The following is a 19130-nucleotide window of genomic DNA, read 5'->3' as shown; positions in this document are numbered from 1 at the left end:
TTCGGATGGTGAACCGTTTGAAGACCGTTCGAATCAGGCAAAAAATTGTCAGACGCCCGACAAATGCAGGTCTTTCCGATCGCCCTGCGCCGTTGACATCATTCGACCCCCCTCTTATCTGTCACGCAACCTCGCGTCCAGAGCAGTTTCGGGACGCATTGCGCCTATTCGACTGTGCTCATAAGGGCCGGAAGACTGGGTCAACGTTATGACGAAGGTCAGAAAGGACCATCAATATGGTCAGTCTTGGTGGACTTGCGCGAAAGATTTTCGGCTCGTCGAACGAACGTCGCGTTCGCTCCTACCAGCCTCAGGTAGCCGCCATCGGCGCCCTTGAGGAGAAGATGAAGGCGCTGTCGGACGCAGAACTGGCGGCCAAGACGGTCGAATTCCGCGCCCAGCTTGCTGCCGGCAAGACGCTTCAGGACATCCTCGTCCCGGCCTTTGCGGTGGCCCGCGAAGGTGCCCGTCGCGCGCTCGGCATGCGTCCTTTTGACGTACAGCTGATCGGCGGTATGATCCTCAACGACAACTCCATCGCCGAGATGAAGACCGGCGAAGGCAAGACCCTCGTGGCGACCTTGGCCGTTTATCTGAACGCGCTGGCCGGCAAGGGCGTCCATGTCGTGACCGTCAACGACTACCTCGCCCGGCGCGACGCGGCCACAATGTCGAAGATGTACGGCTTCCTCGGCCTCACCACTGGCGTCATCGTCCATGGTCTGTCCGATGACGAGCGCCGCGCGGCCTATGCCTGCGACATCACCTACGCGACGAACAACGAACTCGGCTTCGACTATCTCCGCGACAACATGAAGTATGAGCGCGCCCAGATGGTGCAGCGCGGCCACAACTTCGCGATCGTCGACGAAGTGGACTCGATCCTGGTCGACGAAGCCCGCACGCCGTTGATCATTTCCGGCCCACTGGACGACCGCTCGGATCTCTACAACACGATCGATGCCTTCATTCCGGTCCTCTCGGAAGAAGACTACGAGATCGATGAAAAGCAGCGTTCGGCCAACTTCTCCGAAGTCGGCACGGAAAAGCTCGAAAACCTGCTGCGCCAGGCCGGCCTCCTCAAGGGCGAGAGCCTTTACGACGTCGAGAATGTCGCGATCGTCCACCACATCAACAACGCGCTGAAGGCCCACAAGCTCTTCCAGCGCGACAAGGACTACATCGTCCGCAACGGCGAGATCGTCATCATCGACGAATTCACCGGCCGCATGATGCCGGGCCGCCGTTATTCGGAAGGCCAGCACCAGGCGCTGGAAGCCAAGGAAAAGGTTCAGATCCAGCCCGAGAACCAGACGCTCGCCTCGATCACCTTCCAGAACTATTTCCGCATGTACAAGAAGCTCGCCGGCATGACCGGTACGGCGGCAACCGAAGCGGAAGAATTTGCCAACATCTACGGTCTCGAAGTCGTCGAAGTCCCGACCAACCTGCCGATCAAGCGTATCGACGAGGACGACGAGGTCTACCGGACGGTCGAGGAAAAGTTCAAGGCGATCATTGAGGAGATCAAGACCGCCAACGGCCGCGGCCAGCCCGTGCTCGTCGGCACCACCTCGATCGAAAAGTCCGAACTGCTCGCCAACATGCTGAGCCAGTCCGGCTTCAAGGACTTCAAGGTTCTGAACGCCCGCTATCACGAGCAGGAAGCCTATATCGTCTCTCAGGCCGGCGTCCCCGGCGCCGTCACGATCGCGACCAACATGGCCGGCCGCGGTACTGACATCCAGCTCGGCGGCAACCTGGAAATGCGTCTCGAACACGAACTGGCCGAAATCGAGCCGGGTCCGGAGCGCGACGCCAAGGCCGAAGCCATCAAGGCCGAAATCGCTGCCCTCAAGCAGAAGTCGCTCGAAGCCGGCGGTCTTTACGTCATCGCCACCGAACGCCACGAAAGCCGCCGTATCGACAACCAGTTGCGCGGCCGTTCCGGCCGTCAGGGCGACCCGGGCCGTTCGAAATTCTACCTGTCGCTCCAGGACGACCTGATGCGCATCTTCGGCTCCGACCGCATGGACGGCATGCTGCAGAAGCTGGGTCTGAAGGACGGCGAAGCCATCGTCCATCCTTGGATCAACAAGGCGCTCGAGCGCGCCCAGAAGAAGGTCGAAGCCCGCAACTTCGACATCCGCAAGAACCTTCTGAAGTATGACGACGTCATCAACGACCAGCGCAAGGTCATCTTCGAGCAGCGCATCGAGCTGATGGACGCGACTGACGTGTCCGCGACCGTCACCGACATGCGCCACGAAGTCATCGAGACCATGGTCGGCATCCACATTCCCGAAACCGCCTATGTCGAACAGTGGGATGTCGCCGGACTCAAGCAGAAGGTCGCGATGACCCTCAATCTCGACCTGCCGGTCGAGACCTGGGCAGCCGAAGAAGGCATCGCGGAAGACGACATCTACAACCGCATCATGGAAGCCGCCGACAAGGCCTATGCCGACAAGGCCGAGCGCTTCGGCGCCGAACTGATGGCCTATGTCGAGCGCTCCGTCGTGCTGCAGACCATCGACAACCTGTGGCGCGAGCACATCGTCAACCTCGATCATCTGCGCTCGGTCGTTGGCTTCCGCGGTTACGCCCAGCGCGACCCGCTGCAGGAATACAAGGCCGAAGCCTTCGAGCTCTTCCAGGCCCTGCTCGCCAACTTGCGCGACGCGGTGACCACGCAGATGTCCCGCGTCGAGCTCGTGCGTGAAGCACCGCCGGCGCCGACCCCGCCGCCGGTCATGGAAGGTCATCATCTCGACGCCACCACCGGCGAGGACGACTTTGCCGAAGGTTCCCAGGTGGCCCCGCAGAACCGCGACCCGCAGGACCCCAAGACCTGGGGCACGGTCGGCCGCAACGAGGCCTGCCCCTGCGGCTCGGGCAAGAAGTACAAGCATTGCCACGGCGCCTTCGAAAGCGCCTGACCTCTGAGCTCATCCTGAAACGCCTGAAACGCCCGCGCAATGTCGCGGGCGTTTTGCGTTTTGGCAGCATTCTGGCAAAGCCCGGCGATCGGACCTAAAACAGATCTCGAGTGATTCCCTGGTCTTGCCAGCTGGCAGCCATAGGGGAAGCGGAAGGGTCACGGGGACAAGATGGCGAAGCTGACGGCGGAACAGATCCTCTTCAAGGCAAACGCCCACGCAAAGAAGGGCGAGTTCAGCGAGGCTCGCCAGCTCTATCGCGTCGTTCTCCAGGCACAACCGAACAACAAGCCGGCCAAGCAGGGGCTGGCCCGCCTCGACGCCATGGCACCGGAAACGCCACAACCACCGGCAGACCTCATCACTGCACTGGCTGCAGCCTACAATGCCGGCCGCATCACGTCCGTCGAACCGCAGATCGCCGCCGCTCTGCGCCAGTATCCCGCCTCGTTTCTGCTCTGGAACATCGAGGGTCTGAGACTGCGTGCCGTGGCACAGTATGAGCGGGCGGCAAGCGCCTTTACCGAGGTCACGCGGCTGGAACCGGGTTATGCCGACGGCTATAACAATCTCGGCATCACCCTCATCGATCTCGGCAAACCCCAGGCGGCGGAGGAGGCACTGGCGAGCGCCGTTGCCCTGCGCCCCGACTATCCCGAGGGCCACAACAATCTCGGCAATGCCTTGAAAGCGCAGGGTAAGCTCAGTGCGGCCATGCGCTGTTACGAAAAGGCTCTCCAGTTGCGCCCCGATTTTGCGGAAGCCCACAGCAATCTCGGCAGCGCCCACCGCGAACGCGGCAATCTCGATCCGGCCGTCGCCCACCTGCGCCGTGCGGTGGCGGAAAGGCCGGATTTTGTCGATGCCTATGTCCATCTGGCATCCGCATTGAAAGACCAGGGCCAAATCACCGCCGCCATCGACAGTCTTGCACGCGCTGTCGAGCTCAAGCCGGACCACCAGGTGGCAAGGGGTCAGCTCCTGCATCTGCGTCAGCACGCCTGTGACTGGACCCGCATGAGCGAGATGGCGGTGGCGCTACCCACCCTCGGCCTCCTCGGCGCAAGTGTGCCCCCTTTCACGACGCTCGCGATGGAAGACAATCCGGAGCGCCAGAAAGTGCGCTCCATCAACTGGCGCAAGCAGACCTATCGTCAGCAGCCTCAACCCCTTCCGCCTGCGGCGACAGGACGACCCGAGAAGCTCCGCGTCGGCTATTTCAGTGCCGATTTCCACGACCACGCGACCTTGTTCCTGATGGCCGGCCTCCTGCGCGAGCACGACAGATCCCGCTTCGAGGTCCGCGCCTACAGCTATGGTCGGCACAAGAAGGGCATCTGGCGGGATCGAATGCTCGGCCACGTGGATCATTTCGCCGATGTTCATGCCCTGGACGACGATGACATCGTCCGGCTGGCACGGCAGGATCGACTGGACATTGCAATCGATCTGAAGGGATACACCGGCGACACCCGCAGCGAAGTCTTTGCCTCGCGCCTCGCCCCCGTCCAGATCGCCTATCTCGGCTACCCCGGCACCATGGGCGCGGATTTCATCGACTACATGATTGCTGATCCCGTCGTGATTCCGCCAAAGGAGCGCTCCGCCTACACCGAACACGTCATCTATCTGCCGCACACTTACCAGCCGACGGACGATCAGCGACACATCCCGGAAACATCCACCACCCGTGCGGATTTCGGCCTGCCCGAAGACGCCTTCGTTTTCTGCAGCTTCAACAACAACTACAAGATCGGCCCCGCGGAATTCGATGTCTGGATGCGGCTCTTGCACGCGGTACCGACCGGCGTGCTCTGGCTGTTGCGGTCAAATCCCGCAGCCGAGGTCAATCTGCGCCGCGAAGCGCAAGCGCGCGGGATTGTCGCAGACCGCCTCGTCTTTGCCGAGAAAAGGGAGCACGCGGCCCATCTCGCACGGCACCGCCATGCCGATCTCTTCCTCGACACCTTCAACTACAATGCCCATACCACGGCGAGCGATGCGCTGTGGGCCGGCCTGCCGCTGGTGACCAAACGCGGCCGCCAGTTCTCCGCTCGGGTGGCAGCAAGCCTCCTGTGTGCCATCGGCTTGGACGACCTGGTCACGGAAACTGAAGAGGCCTACGAGACCCTGGTTTTGAACCTCGCGCAGGATCCGGCACGTCTGAAGGACATCAAGACGAGGCTCGCCGCCAACCGGCAAAGCCATCCCCTTTTCAATACGAAGCGTTACACACGCGATTTCGAGGCCGGCCTTGAAGAGGCCCATCGACGTTACCGCGATGGTCTGCCCGCAGCCGACATTTCGCTCTGACCACCCCTATCACCGATCGGGCTCCGGCATACCGGACGGTCGGTGAAGGCCGCCGTCGCGCATTCAAGCTTGAAGCTTTCTAAACCTTTGACTGCAAAAGTGCCCCGAGATCGGTGTGGTCTTCAATCCCGCCAGGTCTTCTTCCAATGGGGGCGATGCATGTCAGGTGTGCCGGGGCGCGAGCATCACTGGGATTCCCTGCGAGCTCTGCTGATGCTGCTCGGCATCCCCTATCACGCCGCCATGGCCTACAACACCCGTGTCCTCTGGGACGTCCAGTCGCTGGAGAAAAGCGAAGCCCTGACCTTTCTCAGCGGTTTCCTCGTGACCTTCCGCATGCCGGCTTTCTTCATCGTCGCCGGTTATTTCGCCGCGATGCTGCTCGCGCGCCGCCCACCTCTGGCGTGGTTGCGGAGCCGCTTCATCCGCCTCGGCCTACCCTTCCTGACAGGCCTGGTCCTGCTGGCCCCGCCACAGCTCTTCTTCATCGACCTGAAGGATGCGCTGAATGGCGTTCTGACCATGCCGCAGGCCATGAACCGGGCGGCCCATGACATCACCCATCCCGGCTTCGGCTGGATTATGCATCTCTGGTTCCTGCCGGCACTCCTCGCCTACAGCACGCTGATCGCACTTTCTGCCTTCTGGGCCGAAGCAGCCGGCCTGATGCCCCAACTTCGCCGGGCTGCAGACGCCGTTACCCGGCATCGGAGCCTCGTGCTGCCGGTCGTGCTTGTCTTCGCCATGTCCTGGGAAATCGCGATCGCTCTGACCCACACCTATTTCATGGCCCGGCCCTCCGGCTTTGCCTTTCTCGTGGCCCATGGCGTGGATCCCTATCTCCGTTATCTGCCCTTTTTCCTGCTCGGCGTCGTCATGCGCGCCGTCCCGGATCTCCGCCCGTCCCTGATCTGGCAGGGCGGCTGGGTCTTGCCCGTGTGTGCCATAACGGCCGCGAGCGCCGCGTCCCTCCTGCGCGGCCGAACGGGCCTCGAACTTGAGATCCTCTACAACGCTGCCGATGCCATTGCAGCGATCCTGATGAGCGCCGTGCTGATCGGCTGCGCCAACCGCTTCTGGAACCGCCAGGACCAGAGGGTCGACCGCATCGTCGATGCCTCCTTCACCATCTACCTCCTGCATCATCCGCTGATCTACGCGCTGGTTACCCTCTTCCTTCTGGTCGCCTGGCCCCCGGTCGTCGAATTCGTCATCGTGTGCCTGTCAACGCTGGCACTCTCCTACGCGGCGCACCGGATCCTCAGGAGAAGCCGGCTGGCCCTTTTTCTCTTCAACGGTCTTCCATTGCGCCCGACACCCCCTTCCACGACCCCGCCCATCACCGCCGAGGGCACACTTCGTTAACCCTGATGTGTCAACACTTGGGACCACGCCCGTCCCTGTGAGAAGTATTGCGTTCGTCACGATGACTGTTCTGGAAGCAGCGGAGAAATGGTTGCCCGCAGGTCAGGTTCTGGCCCGCGTGCTCCGTGCTGAAGACGACCAGTCCCGCGCCAGGCTGATGGCCATGGTCGCCTTCGCCATCCGGATTTTGAGCGCTGCGATCGCATTCGTGTCCCAGATCATCCAGGCGCGGCTGATGGGCGAATTCGAATACGGCATCTTCGTCTTCGTCTGGGTCCTCGTGGTGCTCGCCGGCAATTTTTCCTGCCTCGGCTTCCCCACCGCCCTCATCCGCTTCCTGCCGCAATATGATCTCGACAAGGCCGAGGACGAAATCCGCGGCCTTACCATGACCGCCCGCGTCTTCGCCATGCTGAGCGCCAGCGCCTTCGTGCTGATCGGCGTCGCCGCCCTCCATTTCTTCGAAGACAAGATCGAGACCTATTACCTCGTTCCTCTCTTCCTCGCTCTCTTTGCTTTGCCGATGATTGCGCTCGGTGACGTTCTTGACGGCACCGCACGCGCCAATCGCTGGCCGGTCGTCGCGATGAGCCCGACCTACATCATCCGCCCGACTTTGATCCTCGTCTTCATGCTGGCAGCCGTCAGCCTCGGCGCACCGGCAACCGCCGCGACAGCGCTGCAGGCCGCCTTGGCCGCCACCTATGTCACCACACTCGGCCAGTTCCTGACCATCGATCGCCGCCTGGTTCGGCGCTACGAAAAGGGTGCGCGCAAGATCGATTTCCTCGCCTGGTTCCGGGTTGCCTTCCCGATCTTCCTGATCGAGGGCTTCGGCTTCCTGCTCACCAATTCCGACGTCATCGTTGTCGGCTTCTATCTTCCTCCCGATCAGGTCGCCGTCTATTTCGCCGCAGCCAAAACTATGGCGCTGGTGCAGTTCGTGTTCTTCGCCGTCAAGGCCGGTGCCACGCCGCGCTTTTCTGCCCTGATGGCCGAAGGGGATCGCACAGGTCTTGCCACCTTTGCCGGGACTGCCGCCCGCTGGACCTTCTGGCCCTCGCTCGCCGTCGGTGCCCTTGTTCTGCTGCTCGGAGAATTTCTGCTCGGCATGTTCGGCCCGGCTTTCACCGCAGGCTACATGTTGATGGTCATCCTCTTTGCCGGCAACATGGCGAAAGCCATGGTGGGCCCTGCCGAAATGCTGCTGACCATGGCCGGCCGGCAGAAGCTCTGCGTCGGCGTCTATTTCCTGGCGCTCGCCACCAATATCGGCCTCAACGTATCGCTGATCCCGCATTTGGGCCTCGCCGGCGCCGCCATCGCGACCGCCAGTGCCATGGCTGTCGAGGCCGTGCTGCTCCACTGGACGGTCCGCCGCGCGCTCGGCGTCGTCGTCTTTGCCTTGGCCGATCCGCTCGCCCTGATGCGCAGAATGGAGGCGAAAACAGCATGACCGACCGCCTCTATACGGAGAGCATGAACAGCGGTGCAAACCGCCTGATCGGCAGTCTGACCGGTGGCGATATGCGCCAGGGCGCCGAGGCAGAATATGCGATCGGCCGCCCCGGCCGCCGTCTCAGCATCTATCCTGGCCAGATGGGCTATGACCTTCAGGACGAACTGGAGCACCTCACCTACCGCGTCATGGAGGCCAATGTCTTCTTCGCGCCGCGCTTCCTCGCCCCAGCTATGCCGCGTCTGGAAGAGCGCCAGATCCGGCTGGCCGTCATCCGGGATGAGGACGAACGTCGCTCGCGCCTGCGCATGCTCTTTCCTTACTCGATCGAGAAACCCGGCTTCTCCGTCGGCCCCTCGATCATGCGGGTCTGGTCGAACCCCTTCGGCCCGCTCGGCACGCCGCTTGTGGATGCAGAAGGCGCCGCCGAAACGCTGGACAACCTTCTGGACGCGATCGGCCGCCCCGAGGCCAAGCTGCCCGGCATCATCGTCTTTCCGGATCTGAGGCTCGAAGGGCGCTTCTCCCAGCTCGCCCGCGCCGTCGCCATCGGCCGCGATCTGCCGCTGACCGTCACCAACACCTATGAGCGGCCCATGCTGGAAAGCCTGGAAGATGGCGAATCCTATCTGCGCGGCGCGCTCAACAAGAACCATCTGCGCGAAATGCGCAGACAGTTCCGCCTGCTCTCGGAGCTCGGCTCCGTGACCTACAATGTCGCCCGCCAGCCGGACGAAATCCGCGTGCGCATGGAGGAATTTCTGGCCCTGGAGGCGAGCGGCTGGAAGGGCCGCAAGCGTTCGGCCATGGTCAACGACCGCCTGCGCGCCGCCTTTGCACGCGAGGCGATCACCAATCTCGCCGAGGCCGACCAGGTTCGCATTCACACGCTCGATCTGGATGGTCGCGCCATCGCCTCGATGGTCGTCTTCATCATGGCCGGCGAAGCCTATACCTGGAAGACCGCCTTCGACGAAACCTATGCCCGCTACTCGCCAGGCAAGCTGCTCGTGGCCGATTTGACGGAATGGCATCTCGACGACGCCAACATCCAGCGCACGGACAGCTGCGCCATGCCCGATCACCCGATCATGGCCCGTTTCTGGAAGGAGCGGGAAGCGATGGGGACGCTGGTTGTCGGCCTGCGCTCCAATGCCGACCGCGACGTCCGTCAGGTAGGCGCGCAGCTGCACATGTATCGCAACACCCGCAACATCGCCCGCATCCTGCGCGACAAGGTCCTCAACCGCCGTTTCGGCGGATGACGCGCTCATAAATCGGCCGTCCGCCTGAGGATGGCGCCGTTTCAGCCTCGGCGCGCGCCGGCTGCGGCAATGACCGGATCGACAGCACCACCCTCCGGCGCAGCAGAGGCCCGGATGAGCTCGCCATCCCGCAGGAAGCGCCGGATCACTTTGCCGCTGGTCGTCAGCGGAAGCTCGTCGACAAAATCGATCTCCCGTGGATACTCGTGCATCGACAGGCGATGTTTCACCCAATCGCGGATCTCAGCAGCGAGTTCGTCGCTCGGCTGGAAACCCGGCTGCAGAACAACGAAGGCCTTGACGATCTCAGTCCGCAGCGGATCCGGCTTGCCGATGACAGCCGCAAGCCGCACGGCGGGATGGCCGTTCAGGCAGTCCTCGATCTCCGCCGGCCCGATGCGGTATCCCGATGAGGTGATGACATCGTCATCGCGGCCGAAGAACTGCACATAGCCCTCGGCATCCTGCCTCCCCAGATCGCCGGTCTTCATCCAGTCGCCGACGAATTTGCCTTCGGTGGCCTCGGGATTGTTCCAGTAACCGAGAAACATCACCGGATCGGGCCGCCGGATCGCGACCTGCCCAGTCTCACCGGCAGGCAGCTCGCGGCCCTGGTCGTCGATGATCGCGACCGTATGGCCCGGCACCGCCTTCCCGATGAAGCCACCCTTCGTCACGCCGAGATGCGCTGCCGAGGAGAGCACGAAATTGCACTCGGTCTGTCCGTAGAATTCGTTAGGCACGAGGCCGAGCGCCGATTTGACCCATTCATACGTTTCACGCCCCAGCGATTCCCCCGCCGACCCGATGCTGCGCAGAACGAGATCATATTGCGCCCTGGGATTGTCGACCGCCTTCAGGAGCCGCAGCGCCGTCGGCGGAATGAAGGCGTTCTTGACCTTCATCTCCGCCATGATGCGAAAGGCCATATGCGGATCGAATTTTTGCGCTGGCGACGAGACAACGGGCACGCCCAGCATCAAGGCGGGCAGGAGCGCGTTCAAAAGCCCTCCCGCCCAGGCCCAGTCGGACGGCGTCCAGATCTTGTCGCCGGGCTGCGGCAGGAATGCATGTGCCAGCTGAAAACCGGGAATATGGCCCGCCAGCACCCGATGTCCGTGCAACGCGCCTTTGGGCGGCCCGGTGGTACCGGAAGTATAGATCATCAAGGCCGGATCATCGGGCCCGCTTTCCGCGACGGAGAAGACCGAAGGCCGGCCTTCGATCATCTCGGCGAAACCGGACGCGCCATCGACCGCCCCGTCGATCGACACGATGTCCCTGAGCGCCGTAAGCCGGCTCCGGATCGGCGCAAGCCGCGACAGACCGAAAGCATTGGTCACGACAACGCACGCACCCGCATCCTTCAGTCGGTATTCGAGCGCCTCTTCCCCGAACAGCAAGGCCAGCGGCAGGGCAATCGCTCCCATCTTGTAGATCGCCACATGGGCAATGACCGTTTCGAAGCATTGCGGCAGCAGCAGCGCCACGCGATCACCGCGTCGGACACCAAGGCCGGAAAGCGCATGGGCGAACCGCGACGATTGCGCAGCAAGCGCGCCATAGCTCATGGCCAGATGGCGACCGTCCGGCGAGAAATGTTCAAGGCAGACCCGATCCGGCGCCCGCGCCGCCCAATCGTCGGCCACCACCCGACCGATATTGAAATCGGGGGGGATATCCCAGCGGAAGTCGCGACGGAGATCATCATAGGTGTCGCGAGGTGTCAGCAGCATGGCCAGGGGGTCCGTGTCCTCATGCCCTGTGCTAACATTCATCTCGCACTTGCACAATAAAAAGCCCGCATCAGCGTAAACGCCAAATGCGGGCACCGTGCCGGATCTCGGTTGCCGGATGAGCGTGCAGCCCACCCTGCCGCACGCAGAAGGGACCGCTCTTCGGGGCCCGTTGTTCCACCGGCGCGATGCTTCAGCCCTTCGGCTTGGAAGCCTCACCCTTCATATGCGCGACGAGTGCAGAGAGCGCTCCGGCACGCACCATCTGGGCCGGCGTGCGACCGTTAAACTCGGGCAGATGGTGGCTGCGATACCACTTCTCGGCAGCCGCGCCGGGTCCGACGCTCTTCGCAGCCAAAGCCAGCACCAGAGCCTTGGCCTCCGCCGGCGAGACGGCATTCGCCTCAATGGCCGCATCGACCCGGGCGATGGCGGCTTTGACCGACTGTTGCCGCAGGGTCTGTCGCAAGGCCACGGCCTTGGGCGCGATCGGCGCAACGATGTTGATGCGGGCCTTGCCATCCGCGGCTGCAGCCGTCGAGGTCGCTGCTGTCTTCACTGGCGACTTCGGCAGCAGGCCCGCATCGACGCTCACCTGCAGAACGGGCTGCCGGATATGGATCTTCTTGCCGGACGTCGTCATGCCAATGCCTTCCGTTGAAATCTTGTATTGCGGACCTTCGGGTCATCAGCCCAAACCGCCAGAACAGCCAGACTGCAGAGCAGGTCCGACGTCGTCTCTAGCAGCTTGCCCCCCGCCCTTCAACCAGCAGCACAACGCCGGCAAAGCGTCGGCGGCTTGCACGCCCGCCTTGGACCCCGCGAAGCGCAAACGTCGCGACGCCATGCGATAGAGCCAACATCGATCTATCGCCAGCCGCTGGTGAGGGTCGAACCACCCCACATCCAGAGAAGCAAGGTCGATCCAACGGTGCAACGGTGCTCCGGACACCCACGGCAGGGTCCGTAAGGAGCCGCAGCAGCCATTCCTGAGGAGATGTGCAGTTCCCGGTGGCAACAGCGGCCCTGACCTTTGGCACCACAAAGCGAAAGCCCAGGCATGGCAGGCGAGAACGGCGAGACCGGAATACGCGCAGATGCGGCCGGCACCGACCCGAGCTGACAGACGGTCACGCGTCTTTAGAGCCCCGACGAAAACCATCGTTCTCGCCGCTCCCCGTTCCTGCTATTCGGACCGGAAAGCCTTCGAGAAAAAGTCGGTAAACGGCTTGATCAGATAAGACCCGACCGTCCGGTCCGTGGTGCGCAGAAAGGCCTCGACCGGCATGCCGGGCTTCAATGCCAGATCCTTGCCGTCATGTTCCAGCGTCAGCCGCGCCTCGTAATAGGCGGTCCGGCTTTGCGGGTCGACGACGAGGTCTGGCGAGATCCGCTCGACCGTTCCCCGCAACTCCGGCGTCAGGCGCTGGTTGAAGGCAGAGAAACGCAGGAAGGCCCCTTGGCCCATATGCACCTGGTCGATATCCTGCGGTGAGATCCGGACATCGGCCACCAGCAGATCGGATTGCGGCACGATCAGCATCAGGGTTTCCTGGGCGAGAATGACCCCGCCGATCGTGTGGATGCTGAGCTGATGGATCGTGCCGTCCTGCGGCGCGCGGATATCCAGCCGTCGCAATTGATCCTCTGCCGCAACCTTGCGCTCCCTGAGTTCTGAAAGCGACGAATTGACATCGTTCAGCTCCTTGGCCACATCGCCGCGAAGCTGCTGATCGATCTGGAAGATCTCGAGATTGGTCTCCGAAATCCGGGCTTTGGCCTGGGCGATGCTTGCACGAATTCCGGCCAGTTCGCCATCAAGGTCGGCCTTTTCCCGCTGTGCTGTGTTAAGCCGGGAATACTGCACCAGCTTCTGCGTCCACATCTTCTGGGCGAGCGCGAGGTCCTTGCGTGCCAGATCGACCTGCACGTCCATCGCCGTGGCCTGCTCCTCGAGACCGGTCACCTGCTCGCTAAGCTGGACGATCCGTTCCTGCAACTGCGCCTTTTGGCCTTCTCGCGCCTCGCGGCGCAGGGTGAAGGCCCGCGTTTCATTGTTGAGGATATGATCCACGCCGTCGTCATTGGACCGCGCCAGCAATTCGCTATCGAAGGCGATCGTCGCCTGCCCGTCCCGTTCCGCAAGAAGCCGCGCCCGCTTGGCCACCAGTTCGTCCAGCGAATTGCTGACGATCGCCAGATTGGCCTTCGCCACCGTCGCATCGAGCCGGGCCACGACGTCACCGGCCCGCACCCGTTGTCCGTTCGACACCAGGATTTCCGCAACCGTGCCGCCGGCCGGATGCTGGACCTTCTTCACTTCCGAATTGACCACCACCGTCCCACCGGCGATGACCGCTCCGGAAATTTCAACCGTGGCCGCAACCCCGCCCCCGGTCGTCAGCAAAGCGAGCGCGGCGGTCGCGACCAGCAGGTTGCTCCGGATGGAGCGAGCGAGCAGGAGAGAGCGTTCCGAATTCATGCCCGTTCTCCCATCGTGCGAAGCCGTTCGCCCACCCCGCCTCCAAGACTGGTGGGATCAAGCCCGCCGGACGCCCCCTCATCCTGCTCGGGGCCGGCACGCTGAGGCTCCGCGATGCCCGTCCCAACGGCCGGCGCAAGCGGCGAAGCCGGCACCGGACGGATCAGGTCGCGTTTGCGCTCCAGCATCTGCGTCTGGCCCTCGCTCACCAGCATGACCTGGTCGCAGGCATCGAGCGCACTGGCCCGATGGGCGATGACGATGGCGATCCCGCCCCGCGCACGCACGCTGCGAATGGCCGATGTCAGCGCCGCCTCGCCCGCCTGGTCGAGATTGGAGTTCGGCTCATCCAGAACGACGAGGAAGGGATCGCCGTAAAGCGCTCGCGCAAGCCCGATCCGCTGTCGCTGACCGGTCGACAGCACGTTGCCGCCCTCGCCGATCTGCGTATCGTAGCCGTCGGGCAGCCGCAGGATCATCTCGTGCACACCCGCCATCCGCGCCGCCGAAAGGATCCCCTCGCTGGTGGCAGCGCGATCGAAACGGGCGATATTCTCCGCGACGCTGCCGGACAAGAGTTCGAGATCCTGGGGCAGGTACCCGATGTGCCGGGAGAGCATCAGCGGATCGAAATGCTCAAGCAGCGTCCCGTCCAGCCGGATCGATCCACGCGTGGCTGGCCAGGCGCCGACGAGGACGCGGGCCAGTGTCGATTTGCCCGCAGCACTCGGACCGACCACCGCCAGCGCGGACCCCGCCTGCAGGCTAAAGCCGGCTTTGTGCACGATCAGGCTGCTCCCGCCGGGCGCGGCCACCGCCAGGTTTTCGACGTCGAGCCGCGCAACCGGTGCCGGCAATGCGAGGCGTTCGGCAGGCGCCTGCCCGCCGAAAGTCCGGATCAACCGCCGCCAGCTCTGGCTCGCCGCAATGAAGGTCCGCCAATGGGCGATCGACAGTTCGACCGGCGCGAGCGCCCGCGACACCAGAATGCCGCTGGCCACGATCATGCCCGAGCTCACTTCCCCCTTGATGAACAGGAATGCGCTGAGCGCCAGGATCGCCGATTGCAGGAACATCCGGAACGCCTTCGACATCGCGCCGAACCCGGACGCCACATCGCTCAGCGACAGTTGCGTATCGACGAAAGCGCCGTTGAGGCTCGTCCAGCGGGACGACAGATGCGGCAGCATCCCCAGGACCCGCACGGCTTCGGCATTGCGCGAAGTCGCCTCCGCCATGGTGGATTTCTGCATCGACAGCACGGTCGCCGCAAGCGTGGTCCGCCGCGATGACAGGTCCGTCGCCAGCGTCAGGCAGAGCAGAACCAGCGCACCCGTGAGCGCCGCCATCCCAATCCAGAAATGAAAGGCAAAGCAAATCAGCATGTAAAGCGGGATCCAGGGCAGGTCGAACAGCGCACTCGGTCCCGGTCCGCCCAGGAAGGCACGGATCTGGTCCATGTCGCGCAGCGGCTGCAACCCTTCGGCACTCGTCCGCGCCTTGAACGGCGGCGCGGCTGTCATGGCGAAACAGGCTTCGCTTGCCATGCTGTCGACATAGGCGCCGACGCGCGAGAGTATCCGGTTCCGCAGCAGATCCAGCAGCCCCTGACAGGCATAGAGGCCAATCAGGATCACCAGCAGTGACACCAGCGTCGGCACGCTGCGGCTCGGCAGCACGCGGTCATAGACCTCCAGCATGAAGAGGGGGCCGCTGAGGAAGAGCACATTGATCAGAGCACTGACCAGAGCCACACCGACAAATGCGCTGCGGCAACGGGAAAGTGCTTCCCGCAGCCAGGGTCGCTGCAGCCCGTTGGCTGCGGAGGCCGAAAGATCTGAGGATACGGACCGGGTCATGCCTGTCCCTCCCCGTCCTGCGCACGACTCTTTCGCGGGCGGCCCCGCTGCCGTTTTCCGAGCCCCGTCGCCTTGGCCATGGTCGAGCGCTGGGCGGCATAGGCTGGTGACGTGACCGGATGATCCGGCGGCAGGTTCCACCGCATGCGATACTCCTCCGGTGTCAGTTGGTGTTGCGCGGACAGATGCCGTTTGAGCGCTCGAAAAGCCTTGCCGCATTCCAGGCAGACCAGCCGTTCCGCGCCCGGCGCAATGGACGGCACACTGCCCTCGGGAGGCTCCGGCCTGAGATTTGCCAGGCTCAACACCGTCCTGTGCGTCTGCTCCAGAAGGCTGGCCAGTTGGGTGGGGGGCACGATATGATTGGACACATAGGCCCGTACCAGATTGACGGTCAGCGCTACGGCACTTTCCGGGGAAATATCGTCGGAGCCTCCCTCAGGAAACGCCTCCGGCATAGGATCTCTTTGCATTGTCGCACAGCATTTCTGCCGCCCCGGAATTAGCGTTGAATGGGCAAGTGTCGCTTGCTGTCGAGCTGGATACGCGCGGCCTCGAGGCCCCAGGCGAGCAGTTCAAACGCGCGCTCCCTGGTCTGGGCCTCCACATAACATCGCAATTCCGGAGCATTGCCGGAGGCTCGGTAATGCACGACAGAGCCGTCATTGAGTTCGAACCGCAAGCCGTCCAGACGGTCGATCGAGCGCATGCCGCCGACGGGATCGAAATAGCTGCGCGAGAAGCCCTCGTCCTGCGAAAGACGGCCGAGGAAATCCTGCGACTGTACGGAGGCGACATCCTTGAGCCGGTCTGCCAGGGCGTGCCCCACCGGCAGATCGCCGACGATCGCCGACAGCGGCCGTCCGGATTGCGCGACAAGCAGCAGGCTGGCGACAATCGGCAGAACCGCATCGCGCGTCGGCAGCCGCGTCAGCGTGCGCCCCTGCCAGATGCCGTCTGAGCCAAGCAGGGTGCCGCCATTGGCCTCGAAGCCGATGATGCCGGTCTTGCCGGCCAGCGCCGCGGCCTCCATCGCCGCGATGACAAAGGGCGAGCCGACCCGGGTGCGAACCACCTCAGCGGCGATCCCGCAACGCTCGATGACGCTGCCGGAGGTCACCGGTGTGATGATCGTCTGGAAACCCAGGAGCTTGGACGCCAGCAGTCCGGCAACGTCGCCCCGCAGGATTGTCCCCGTCTCGTCCGCAACGAGGGGCCTGTCCGCATCACCATCGGTCGAGACCACGGCATCGAACCGGCCGGCCATCGCCACTTCGGCGATATAGGCCACCAGCTCCGGCTCATGCGCCTCCGTGTCCACGGGGATGAAACGTGCAGCCCGCCCCACGGGCTCCACTTCGGCGCCGAGTGCCCGCAACAGCTCGACCAGCAGATCCCGCGCCACCGAACTGTGCTGGTAGACGGCAACGCGCCGTCCCTTCAGGCTCTGGGACCCGAAGACGTCGACATAACGTCCGATATAGGCTGAATTGACGGAAGAGCACTGCACGTCCTCAGCGACGGCAGCCCGGGCCAGACTTTCCAGCACCGTATCGTCAAGGGATGCCACCTGCGCCGCGATCGCCGCCTCGTCGACCTTCGATATCTCGCCTTGCGGCAGATAGAATTTCAATCCGTTCCGGTCGTCGGGAATGTGGCTGCCGGTGACCATGATCGCCGGGCATCCGCGTCGGATCGCTTCCAGCGCAAGCGCCGGTGTTGGCACCGCACCGCAGTCCACCGCCGTCAGCCCCGCCTGCCGGATCGCGACACGGCAGTCCTGCGCGATGGCCGGACTGCTGGACCGGAGATCACGCCCGACCAGCACCTCCCGGGTCCGCGGCGCAAGCGACAGCGCATGACGAACAAACCCGAGCGCATAGGCGCGCGACGGCAGCCCGACCAGTTCCGTCACCAGCCCCCGAAGGCCGGACGTACCGAATTTCAGCCCCTCGGGAAGAACCGTCGCACGCGTTTCGCTGACCGGGGAAGAAGGCGGCACAGAGGAATGAGAAAGGGAGGAAACGGCGTCCATCACGACATCCCCATCACGACGCCCGCAGGCATCTGCGGCTGCACGTCACCCCGGTCGAGACCGCGGTCCAGGCCTTCTCCCAGATGACGATCCAGTACGCCCATGCCCGATTGCCGCTGCAGGTAGCGCGCGAGTTCACCAAGGGCACAGATGATGTGATAGAGCGAACTGGCCGGAGCGGGCCCCGCCTTGAAACTCCCGTCCTCAAGCATCACGTCGTGCCAGGTGCCGCGCTGATCGACATCCAGATAGGCGAGCAACCCATGGCAGGCCTCCAGCGCATTCTGCTCGGCGAGCCACCGGTCCTCGCCCTCGCGGATTTCGGCAAGCGCAAGCCAGGCCTTCAACCGTTCGGTCTGCGGCCAAAGCCGCGCCGAGCCATCGGCGATCAGACCGTCCGACCAGACCTCGTTCACGGCCACCCTGCGTCCCGGATCGACCCCGTGCTGCTCGGCAAAGGCGATCATCCGCTCTGCCCGGTCGCCGATCTTGCCGCCGGTCGCCTGCGACCATCGGATCAGGAGCCAGGCCCATTCGAAATTATGCCCCGGCTCGATCCGCGAACGGCCATCCTCGTCGATCGCGTCCCAGTCTGCGGTGAAGTACTCGCGCACGACCCCATGTTCCGGATCGTAGAAACGGCTCTTGAACAGCGCCACGATTTCGTCTGCCAGCATCCGCCACACCGGATTGGCATCGACGGCCATCCAGGCGAGCGCCGCCTCGAGCAGATGCATGTGCGGGTTCGACCGCAAAGGATAAGGCGCAGACGTATGGTCCTTGAAACCGCCCGCTTCGTGACCGAGCCGCTCGCGCAGGCTCGCCAAGGTCAGCATCGCCCGCCGCCGGTAGTCTTCATCCTGCAGATGCGCGAAGGAATGCGCATAGGCGAACAGCAGGAAAGCCTGATCGTAGAGGTGATGATCCTGGTCGACCAGAGTGTCGTCGTCGCTCAGTCCATGAAACAACAACCCATCCGGGGCGCTGTAATTCAAGAGGAAGCGGTAGCCGTGCCGAAGACAGGCGGCCGCTGCCGTCTTGTTCCAGCCGAGCCGTGCCGCCTCGCAGAAGCTGTAGACCTGACGCGCCGTCACCCGGACCCGCCGCGCGGAACTCGGTATGCGCCCCTCGCGGGAAATGCTTTCGCAGAACCCGCCTCGAATGCGATCGATGCCGACAGTGGACCACAGGGGGAGTATGTCTTCGAAGAGCATACGCCGAAACTGCAGGCCGGCGTCTTCGAGTGTCAGTGTAAAATTGCTATCAGAACCAAGATTGAATCTATTCGAGACTGCATTTGTGCGCATGCTCTCACTCCACCCATTCGGAAGGAGCTTATCGTTACCAATGAATTAATCGGGTCGTCGTTTACATGGGTTAATCAAACCCAAAAAACAATTCCTAAAAAATCTATTTACACACTTGTTCATATGCTCAGATTTTGTATCATCCAGTCATTAGCAGTGCAGATGCCTGAAACGTACTTACTTATCGCAATATAAAGCGCGACTCTGGTCCAGCGATCGGAGAACGCTAAAACAAACTCAGGGGAAACATTCGAGAGGACAGGACAGAGGCGTCTCTTGATTGAGTGCGTCTTGTGCCTGGGCTTTTCCGTGTGTCGAGATCAGCGGCGCGCGGCCATAGTGAGAAGTGCAGTCATTTTCAGTCTGACAT

At 63.2% G+C, this 19130-nt stretch carries 12 protein-coding genes; 5 read left to right on the top strand and 7 right to left on the bottom strand.

What is annotated here, in order from left to right; genetic code table 11:
• Nucleotides 1–236 precede the first annotated feature (236 nt).
• From secA to ACT53S_RS19970, 5 genes are all read left to right on the top strand, one after another.
• Nucleotides 237–2939: a preprotein translocase subunit SecA gene (gene secA, locus ACT53S_RS19990; protein WP_476068250.1), complete on the top strand. Its 2703-nt coding sequence runs from the start codon at nt 237–239 to the stop codon at nt 2937–2939.
• Between the two features lie 171 nt (nt 2940–3110).
• Nucleotides 3111–5252 (top strand): O-linked N-acetylglucosamine transferase, SPINDLY family protein, encoded by a 2142-nt coding sequence (locus ACT53S_RS19985; protein WP_476068249.1) that lies wholly within the window; start codon nt 3111–3113, stop codon nt 5250–5252.
• Nucleotides 5253–5411: 159 nt separating this feature from the next.
• Nucleotides 5412–6617, top strand: coding sequence for an acyltransferase family protein (locus ACT53S_RS19980; RefSeq protein ID WP_476068248.1), 1206 nt, complete (start codon nt 5412–5414; stop codon nt 6615–6617).
• Nucleotides 6618–6678: 61 nt separating this feature from the next.
• Nucleotides 6679–8073 (top strand): lipopolysaccharide biosynthesis protein, encoded by a 1395-nt coding sequence (locus tag ACT53S_RS19975; RefSeq protein ID WP_476068247.1) that lies wholly within the window; start codon nt 6679–6681, stop codon nt 8071–8073.
• Nucleotides 8070–9341, top strand: coding sequence for a GNAT family N-acetyltransferase (locus ACT53S_RS19970; RefSeq protein ID WP_142071449.1), 1272 nt, complete (start codon nt 8070–8072; stop codon nt 9339–9341). Before ACT53S_RS19975 ends, ACT53S_RS19970 begins: the two co-directional genes overlap by 4 nt.
• Before the next feature lie 41 nt (nt 9342–9382).
• Here ACT53S_RS19970 and ACT53S_RS19965 read toward each other — a convergent pair whose 3' ends face one another.
• From ACT53S_RS19965 to ACT53S_RS19935, 7 genes are all read right to left on the bottom strand, one after another.
• Nucleotides 9383–11077 (bottom strand): AMP-binding protein, encoded by a 1695-nt coding sequence (locus tag ACT53S_RS19965; protein ID WP_476068246.1) that lies wholly within the window; start codon nt 11075–11077, stop codon nt 9383–9385.
• Nucleotides 11078–11270: 193 nt separating this feature from the next.
• Nucleotides 11271–11720 (bottom strand): hypothetical protein, encoded by a 450-nt coding sequence (locus ACT53S_RS19960; protein ID WP_113378284.1) that lies wholly within the window; start codon nt 11718–11720, stop codon nt 11271–11273.
• Nucleotides 11721–12263: 543 nt separating this feature from the next.
• Nucleotides 12264–13559: an HlyD family type I secretion periplasmic adaptor subunit gene (locus ACT53S_RS19955; protein WP_476068245.1), complete on the bottom strand. Its 1296-nt coding sequence runs from the start codon at nt 13557–13559 to the stop codon at nt 12264–12266.
• Nucleotides 13556–15418 carry a type I secretion system permease/ATPase gene (locus tag ACT53S_RS19950; protein ID WP_476068244.1) on the bottom strand — a complete coding sequence of 621 codons (1863 nt, stop codon included), beginning with the start codon at nt 15416–15418 and terminating at the stop codon, nt 13556–13558. The genes ACT53S_RS19955 and ACT53S_RS19950 overlap by 4 nt, the downstream gene beginning before the upstream one ends.
• Nucleotides 15415–15876 (bottom strand): Ros/MucR family transcriptional regulator, encoded by a 462-nt coding sequence (locus ACT53S_RS19945; protein WP_113378281.1) that lies wholly within the window; start codon nt 15874–15876, stop codon nt 15415–15417. The genes ACT53S_RS19950 and ACT53S_RS19945 overlap by 4 nt, the downstream gene beginning before the upstream one ends.
• 44 nt (nt 15877–15920) lie before the next feature.
• Nucleotides 15921–17453, bottom strand: coding sequence for a phosphomannomutase (locus tag ACT53S_RS19940; RefSeq protein WP_476068243.1), 1533 nt, complete (start codon nt 17451–17453; stop codon nt 15921–15923).
• Complete coding sequence (locus ACT53S_RS19935; RefSeq protein WP_142071463.1) at nt 17453–18760, bottom strand: AGE family epimerase/isomerase; 1308 nt, start codon at nt 18758–18760, stop codon at nt 17453–17455. Before ACT53S_RS19935 ends, ACT53S_RS19940 begins: the two co-directional genes overlap by 1 nt.
• Between the last annotated feature and the right edge of the window lie 370 nt (nt 18761–19130).

This window comes from Allorhizobium sp. DMC15 (genome assembly GCF_056314065.1).
Note: the sequence above shows the minus strand (reverse complement) of the source record. Positions and strands in the feature narration are given on the sequence as shown.